This is a genomic window from Paenibacillus sp. MSJ-34, from assembly GCF_018918005.1.
GTDB lineage: Bacteria > Bacillota > Bacilli > Paenibacillales > Paenibacillaceae > MSJ-34.
In genome coordinates, this window is the sequence record NZ_JAHLPR010000095.1 from 1 (window position 1) to 7,250 (window position 7,250).

Consider the following 7,250-nt stretch of genomic DNA (forward strand, 5'->3'; position numbering starts at 1 on the left):
TGACGAGAACTTGTCGTTCTCATTTATTGTTGCTTAATTCGCTCGTTGTTCAGTTTTCAAAGAACAAATTTTTTTGCTCATCTCCGCTCTTGTTCAGCGGCGACTTAAATAATATAACACAGGGACAATCAAACATGCAACAGGTATATTTTTACAAACACCATTTATTTTTTTATACCTACAGCAACCCTTGTTACGACGCCGTTTTCCCCTCATTCATTCGAAAAAAGCAGCAGTCCCAGGCTCCCCGCCTAAGACTGCCTATTCAAACCATGCAACCGTACAACTATTCCGAACGACGCATCGTCGGGAATAACAGAACGTCGCGAATCGACGGCGAGTTCGTCAACAGCATCACCAAGCGGTCGATGCCGATTCCGAGTCCGCCCGTCGGCGGCATGCCGTATTCCAACGCGCGAATAAAGTCGTCGTCCATCTCATGCGCTTCGTCATTGCCCTGCTCTTTCTCGCGCAGCTGCGCTTCAAACCGTTCGCGCTGATCGATCGGATCGTTCAGCTCGGTAAACGCATTGGCATGTTCGCGCGCCACGATAAACAGCTCAAACCGGTCGGTAAAACGCGGGTCCTGCTCGTTTTTCTTCGCAAGCGGCGAAATTTCGAGCGGATGTCCCGTAATGAACGTAGGCTGAATCAAGGTCTCTTCCACAAAGTGCTCGAAGAACGCGTTCACTATATGACCAAACGTCATGTGCGGCTCAATCGGCACTTTATGTTCTTTGGCCAATGCACGCGCTTCTTCATCGCTCATATGTCGGCTGAAATCGACGCCAACCGCTTCCTTGACGGCATCAACCATCGACACGCGGCGCCAGCCCGGCGACAGATCGACTTCATGGTCTTGATAACGAACCTTCGTCGTTCCGAGCACTTCCTGCGCGATATGGGAAATCATTTGCTCCGTCAAGTTCATGATATCCTTATAATCGGCATAAGCCTCGTACAACTCGATCATCGTAAATTCCGGATTATGGCGGGTCGAGACGCCTTCGTTCCGGTAAACGCGGCCGATTTCATATACTTTCTCAAGTCCGCCGACGATCAATCGTTTCAAATGCAGCTCAATCGCAATCCGCATATACAGTTCCATATCGAGCGCATTATGATGCGTGATGAACGGCCGCGCGGAAGCCCCCCCCGCAATCGTATGCAGTGTCGGCGTCTCCACTTCCAAATAGCCAAGAGAGTCCAAATAACGGCGCATCGATTGAATAATTTTCGAACGGGCGATAAAGGTTTGCTGAACATCCGGATTCATAATGAGATCGACATAGCGTTGACGATAGCGCAGCTCTACGTCCTTCAACCCGTGGTATTTCTCCGGCAGCGGGTATAGCGACTTGGACAGCACTTCCAAATCTTTCGCTTTGACCGAGGTTTCGCCGGTTTTCGTTTTGAACACAACGCCGCGCACGCCGACGATATCGCCGAGATCGAGCAGGTCGAACGCATCGAATTTATGGGCGGGAACCGTGTCCTGACGTACATAAATTTGAATTTTGCCGCTCAAGTCCTGAATGTGGGAGAAGCTCGCCTTGCCCATTCCCCGTTTCGCCATAATGCGTCCCGCAATGCTAACTTCGACCGCTTCCGCTTCCAGCTCTTCCTTCGTTTTATGTTCATTGGCAGCTAAAATTTGCTCCGCCGTATGCGTTCTGACGAATTTCTTGCCGAACGGATCGATTCCGAGCCCGCGAAGCTCGTCCAACTTGTTGCGGCGAATTTGCAGCAATTCGCTTAGTTCCGTTTCTTGGTTCACTACCTCTTCCGACATTTTCACAATCATCTCCTTAGCTACATTATAGCGAAAAAAGCTCCCGCAAAGGAAGCTTTCAAATTCATAACGGTGACTTACTTTTTGATATCGACGATTTTATATTGAATAATGCCCGCAGGAACGCTCACATCGACTACCGTTCCTTTCTTCTTGCCGAGAATCGCTTTGCCGACTGGGCTTTCATTCGATATTTTATTTTGCAGCGGATCGGATTCGGCCGTACCGACGATCGTATATTCCATCGTGTCGCCGAACTCCAAATCTTCAACGGTTACGATCGAACCGATGCTGACCGTATCGATGTCAATTTCATCGTTATTAATAATTCGAGCGTTGCGCAACATTTTCTCAAGGGTGATAATTCGGCCTTCGATAAACGCTTGCTCGTTTTTGGCATCCTCATATTCCGAGTTCTCGCTTATATCCCCATAACCGATCGCAATTTTGATGCGTTCCGCGACTTCGCGGCGTTTCACCGATTTGAGATTTTCCAGTTCTTCCTCCAGTTTTTTCAAACCATCCTGGGTCAGAATAACTTCTTTATCACTCATTACCGATTCTCCTGTCATGTGAAAAATTTTCGCACCCTGCGCAAGGGGGCCGAATTCACTATTTCTTTATAATATATTACGCTCGGAAATCATGATGACTAGATTCCTACACAGGGCTTGTAGAACCGAGGCTTGATTTTCTAATGCAGAATTATATGGGAATGGAAACAAAATGTCAATGACATGGCCCCAAACGTTGGAAACGCTCCCTTAACGCATCTTTCCCGGCATCTTCTAATGAACCAAAGTTTTGTCCTTCCCGGCTTTGCGAACCGGCTTCGGCGTATCGGAAGACGCGAGGGATGCGACAAATTGTTCCAAAATTCGCACCATCTCGTCCCGTCTCGTTTCTTCCATAATGACATCCTTCACGCGCGCCGCTCCAGGCAGCCCCTTCAGATACCATGCCAAATGCTTGCGCATTTCGCGAACCGCCACCGGCTCGCCTTTTAACGCAACCAAACGGTCCATATGCAAAATGGCGATGCGGATCTTTTCCTCCGGCGTCGGATCGGGAAGCAATTCTCCCGTGGTCAAATATTCGACCGTGCGGTACAACATCCACGGGTTGCCGAGCGCCCCCCGTCCGATCATGACTCCGTCGCATCCCGTTTGTTCGAGCATGCGCTTGGCGTCTTCCGGCGTGAATACGTCGCCGTTGCCGATGACCGGAATCGAAACGGCCTCTTTAACTTCTTTTATAATGTCCCAATCCGCCGTTCCGGTATACAATTGTTCGCGCGTACGCCCATGCACGCTGACGGCTTGGCCTCCCGCTCTTTCCACCGCCTGCGCGTTCTGAATCGCATAAATATGCTCGTGATCCCAGCCGATGCGCATTTTGACCGTTACCGGCTTCTCCACGGCATCCACCACCGCCGAGACCATCTCGTAGATTTTGTTCGGATCGAGCAGCCAACGCGCCCCCGCGTCGCATTTCGTAATTTTCGGAACGGGACAGCCCATATTGATATCGATAATATCCGCATTGGTCTGCCGGTCCACGACTTTCGCCGCCTCCACCAAAGAATCGCGGTCTCCCCCGAAAATTTGCAGGCTTAGCGGTTTCTCGCGCTCGTCTACATACAGCATTTCGATCGTTCTTTGGTTGCCGTGTATGATCGCTTTGTCGCTGACCATTTCGGCGCAAACGAGCCCGCAGCCGAATTCTTTGGCGATCAGCCGAAAGGCGGGATTGCAGACGCCGGCCATCGGTGCGAGCACCACTCTATTTTTCATCTGAATATTTCCGATTTTAAGCACTTCGTCAACTCCTTGTTTCTTGCATGATTTATAATAAACCGTTGCTTTCACCCGTTAATTCTTCCACGGCGATGCCGAGCTGCTGCGAGATTTCCGTTACGATTTTGGCATCCGGTATGCGGTTGCCCCGTTCGATCGCTCCCAATACCGCAACCGATACTGCCAATCGGTCGGCCAATTGCTGCTGCGTGTATCCTTTTAATTTGCGGAACGCCCGGATGCGTCCTGCCAATTGCATGTTGTCCAAAAGCGTACTCCTTCCTTTCCCTCCAGTTTACCCATGGCATCCTTCACAAATTCGGGCAACGATACGCTTGCTTCCGTCCCCTCCTCCGCCGGACCGCCCTTCGCAGAGGCATGATCCAATGCGATGTCCGATAAAGGGACAAGAACAAATAACCGTTCCGCCATACGGGGGTGGGGAAGCGTTAATGAAACCGAATTCCATGTTCGGTCAACCCTGTCCATCAGCAATAAATCCAAGTCGATCGTGCGCGGACCCCAGCGAATATCCCGGACGCGGCCTAATTGCCGCTCGATATCCATTAATACGGTCAGGAGCGCTTCAGGGTCCAAATTTGTTTGTACGGCAATCGTCATATTGAGAAAAGGGGGCTGATCCTCATATCCGACCGGATCGGTTTCGTAAATGCCGGAACAACGCAGCACGGAAACGTTCGGATGTGCGTCGAGCAAACGAATCGCTTCGTGCAGCGTACGCTCTCGTTCCCCTAAATTCGCCCCCAAAGCAATATAAGCCTCGGATCGCTCGGAGGAGTGGTCATTGTGTATCATGCTATTCACTTCCGTTTTCTGCGTATTTCGACGGTTACCCCTTGAAAATGAACGTTGAACGGCGGATGCGGTTTCGTCACCCGAACCGTAATTTCATCTATAATAGTATAAGTGTCCAGCACGGCAGATGCAATATTTTCAGACAAAGTTTCAATAAGTTGGAAAGATTGCTTCTCTACGATGTTTTGGACGGTGTAAAATACTTCCGCATAATTGACCGTTGCCGTCAAATCGTCGGTTCGTCCGGCTCGGCTCAAATCAAGCATCATGTCGAGATCGACGTAAAAACGCTGCCCCAGTTTTCTTTCTTCCTCAAAAACGCCGTGATATCCGAAAAATTCCATTCGGGTGAGCGTCATTTTATCCATCATGTTTCCCTCCGCTTCCATATAAGATCGCATCGCACATTCGCACCGTTCGTTTGATCTCCCGCACATCGTGCACGCGCACAATTTGGCAGCCTTGGGCTATGCCCAAAGCTACGGTCGCCGCCGTTCCTTCCACGACATCGTTCACTTCCAGATGCAGCGTATTGCGGATGAACCGTTTCCGCGAGGTGCCGAGCAGCACCGGATATCCGAGCGCCGCCACTTCGTCCAAATGGCGCATGATCGTAAGATCTTTCCCGTAGTCCTTCGCGAATCCGACGCCCGGATCCAATATAATATTGCGTTCTTCGACTCCCGCCTCAAGGGCGATTCGAACGCTTTCCAGCAAATCGTTCAGCACGTCGCGCACATAATCGGCGTAATCGCGATTGTCCCGATTATGCATGAGTATCACAGGGCAGCCCGCCTCTGCGGCAACCGCCGCCATATCCGGATCGCGCTTGAATCCCCATATATCGTTAATGATATGCGCCCCTGCCGCAAGCGATTGGCGCGCCACTTCCGCCTTGTACGTGTCGACGGATAGCGGAACGCCGGGCATGGCGGCTTGCAGCGCCTGCACGACCGGCACGACCCGTTCCAATTCCTCGCTCAAACTAACTTCGTCCGATCCCGGACGAGTCGATTCGCCGCCGATGTCGATCATATCGGCTCCTTCCGCAACCATCGCCTTCGCCCGTTCCACAGCGCGTTCGATATCGTTATATTGGCCCCCGTCGGAAAAAGAATCCGGCGTGACGTTTAAAATGCCCATCACCAGCGTTCTCGCGCCAAGCTCGATCGAAGCTCCGCCATACCGGTAGCGCCGATGGTGAATCGTAGGTTTCAACATAGCATGTTGCGCCGCCTTTCTGTCGTCATCGTTGTCCGGCAATTCTCGAGCGATACAATTGCAGCAATAGGGCGGTTACAGGTCCCGCCGCACCATCGCCGACGATGCGCTCATTGCCTTCGGTATCGTACAATCGCTGAACCGGAACCAATTCTTGAATCGAATTCGTTATAAATATTTCATCCGCTTGAAGAAGGTCGTCCCATGTATAGAAGCCTTCCTCGAAGGCGATTCCCGCATGACGGGCGTCCTCCAGCACCAAGGCGCGGGTAATGCCCGGCAAAATCCCGGTTGCAACGTCCGGGGTCCGGCAAACGCCGCCGCGGATAAAAAACACATTGCTCACAATGCCTTCCGCAACATATCCCGCTTCGTTCAGCATCAGCCCTTCCGCGCCGGCGCGCTGCGCCCCGCTATATCGGGCCAATTCCCGCTTCGCCATAATATTGTTCATATAATGGGCGGATTTCAACCGCACATCGCCTTCCGGACTGTTGCGCCGCGTCCGGAGCAGCTGCAGCGGCTTCCCCTGCGTGTACAGGGAAGCCGGCGGATCGGGCAGCGCCTTCGCGTACACGATGGTGTTCGGCGCGGTATACGCTTCGCTCGGCAAGCCAAGCGCGCCCTCGCCCGCCGATACGGTGTAGCGGACGTAGCCGTCTTGCAAGCCGTTCGCGCGCAGCAGTTCCGCGATATGCCGCTCCGCTTGCTCCGGATCGTCGCGGCGATCGATGCCGAGCGCGCGGCAGCCGTCCGCCAAACGGCGGAGATGGCGCTCCAGCATAAACGGCTTGCCTCCGTAGGTCCGCATCGTTTCGAACAGTCCGATGCCGTACAAAAAACCGTGATCCAAGACGGAAATCACGGCTTTGTCCCGTTCGACGACTTCTCCGTTGAACCCGATGTATTTCATGGCCTTACGGCAGCCCGCATATCAAGGAAATTGCGCAGCATCCGATGACCTTCCTCCGTCATAATCGATTCGGGATGGAATTGAACCCCGACGACCGGATATTCTTTATGGGAGAGTCCCATAATTTCGCCTTCCGCCGTTTCCGCCGTAATCTCCAGGCAATCGGGGAGCGACTCCCGTTCGACGATCAGCGAATGGTACCGCGTCGCCGTCAACGGCGAAGGCAACCCTTCGAATACCGATGTTCCGCGATGGAAGATGTCCGATGTCTTGCCATGCATTAATCGTTCCGCGCGGATGACGCGCCCGCCGAACACTTGCCCGATGGACTGATGTCCGAGACAAACGCCCAAGATCGGAACCTTCCCTTTAAAATGCTCGATGACTTCCATGCTGATTCCCGCCTCATTCGGCGTGCACGGTCCCGGCGAGATCAAAATATGATCCGGATTCAGCGCCTCAATGCCGGCAATATCGATCTTATCGTTGCGGTATACTTCGACTTCTTCCCCCAATTCGCCTAAATATTGCACCAGGTTATACGTAAACGAATCGTAATTATCGATGACTAATATCATAGGGTTTCCTCCTCATATAGTATTTCTTGAAGGCAGTTTTGAGTTTACTTCCAGTCCCCTAGGGGACTGGCGGCCGCCTTCAAAATTTCCAGTTGATCTTTGAAAAATAAATTTGGGACTGGACTTTCCGGAAT

Annotated in this window: 9 protein-coding genes; all 9 read right to left on the reverse strand. The window is 52.2% G+C overall.

Features of this window, described 5'->3' with window-relative positions; genetic code table 11:
- Positions 1–286 precede the first annotated feature (286 nt).
- Positions 287–1,792: a lysine--tRNA ligase gene (gene lysS / locus KQI79_RS26770; protein WP_216541393.1), complete on the reverse strand. Its 1,506-nt coding sequence runs from the start codon at positions 1,790–1,792 to the stop codon at positions 287–289.
- Positions 1,793–1,869: 77 nt separating this feature from the next.
- On the reverse strand, positions 1,870–2,346 hold the full coding sequence (gene greA, locus KQI79_RS26775) for a transcription elongation factor GreA (RefSeq protein WP_216541394.1): 477 nt from the start codon (positions 2,344–2,346) through the stop codon (positions 1,870–1,872).
- Positions 2,347–2,580: 234 nt separating this feature from the next.
- Positions 2,581–3,609: a tRNA dihydrouridine synthase DusB gene (gene dusB, locus KQI79_RS26780; RefSeq protein ID WP_216541395.1), complete on the reverse strand. Its 1,029-nt coding sequence runs from the start codon at positions 3,607–3,609 to the stop codon at positions 2,581–2,583.
- 28 nt (positions 3,610–3,637) lie between these two features.
- Entirely contained in the window at positions 3,638–3,856 is a 219-nt protein-coding gene (locus KQI79_RS26785; protein WP_216541396.1) for a helix-turn-helix domain-containing protein, read from the reverse strand.
- Complete coding sequence (gene folK / locus KQI79_RS26790; RefSeq protein WP_216541397.1) at positions 3,808–4,404, reverse strand: 2-amino-4-hydroxy-6-hydroxymethyldihydropteridine diphosphokinase; 597 nt, start codon at positions 4,402–4,404, stop codon at positions 3,808–3,810. Before folK ends, KQI79_RS26785 begins: the two co-directional genes overlap by 49 nt.
- A gap of 5 nt (positions 4,405–4,409) precedes the next feature.
- Positions 4,410–4,772 (reverse strand): dihydroneopterin aldolase, encoded by a 363-nt coding sequence (gene folB / locus KQI79_RS26795; RefSeq protein ID WP_216541401.1) that lies wholly within the window; start codon positions 4,770–4,772, stop codon positions 4,410–4,412.
- Entirely contained in the window at positions 4,765–5,625 is an 861-nt protein-coding gene (folP, locus tag KQI79_RS26800) for a dihydropteroate synthase (RefSeq protein ID WP_216541398.1), read from the reverse strand. The genes folB and folP overlap by 8 nt, the downstream gene beginning before the upstream one ends.
- A gap of 25 nt (positions 5,626–5,650) precedes the next feature.
- A complete protein-coding gene (pabC, locus tag KQI79_RS26805) occupies positions 5,651–6,538 on the reverse strand; it encodes an aminodeoxychorismate lyase (RefSeq protein ID WP_216541399.1) in 888 nt (295 codons plus the stop codon).
- The gene (pabA, locus tag KQI79_RS26810) at positions 6,535–7,116 is read right to left on the reverse strand and encodes an aminodeoxychorismate/anthranilate synthase component II (RefSeq protein WP_216541400.1); all 582 of its coding nucleotides are present in this window, start codon (positions 7,114–7,116) and stop codon (positions 6,535–6,537) included. Before pabA ends, pabC begins: the two co-directional genes overlap by 4 nt.
- Positions 7,117–7,250 lie beyond the last annotated feature (134 nt).

Excerpts from the sequence above, each read along its gene's own strand:
- lysS (WP_216541393.1), bottom strand. The coding sequence starts at position 1,792 with ATGTCGGAAGAGGTAGTGAACCAAGAAACGGAACTAAGCGAATTGCTG.
- greA (WP_216541394.1), bottom strand. The coding sequence starts at position 2,346 with ATGAGTGATAAAGAAGTTATTCTGACCCAGGATGGTTTGAAAAAACTG.
- folK (WP_216541397.1), bottom strand. The coding sequence starts at position 4,404 with ATGATACACAATGACCACTCCTCCGAGCGATCCGAGGCTTATATTGCT.
- folB (WP_216541401.1), bottom strand. The coding sequence starts at position 4,772 with ATGGATAAAATGACGCTCACCCGAATGGAATTTTTCGGATATCACGGC.
- folP (WP_216541398.1), bottom strand. The coding sequence starts at position 5,625 with ATGTTGAAACCTACGATTCACCATCGGCGCTACCGGTATGGCGGAGCT.
- pabC (WP_216541399.1), bottom strand. The coding sequence starts at position 6,538 with ATGAAATACATCGGGTTCAACGGAGAAGTCGTCGAACGGGACAAAGCC.
- pabA (WP_216541400.1), bottom strand. The coding sequence starts at position 7,116 with ATGATATTAGTCATCGATAATTACGATTCGTTTACGTATAACCTGGTG.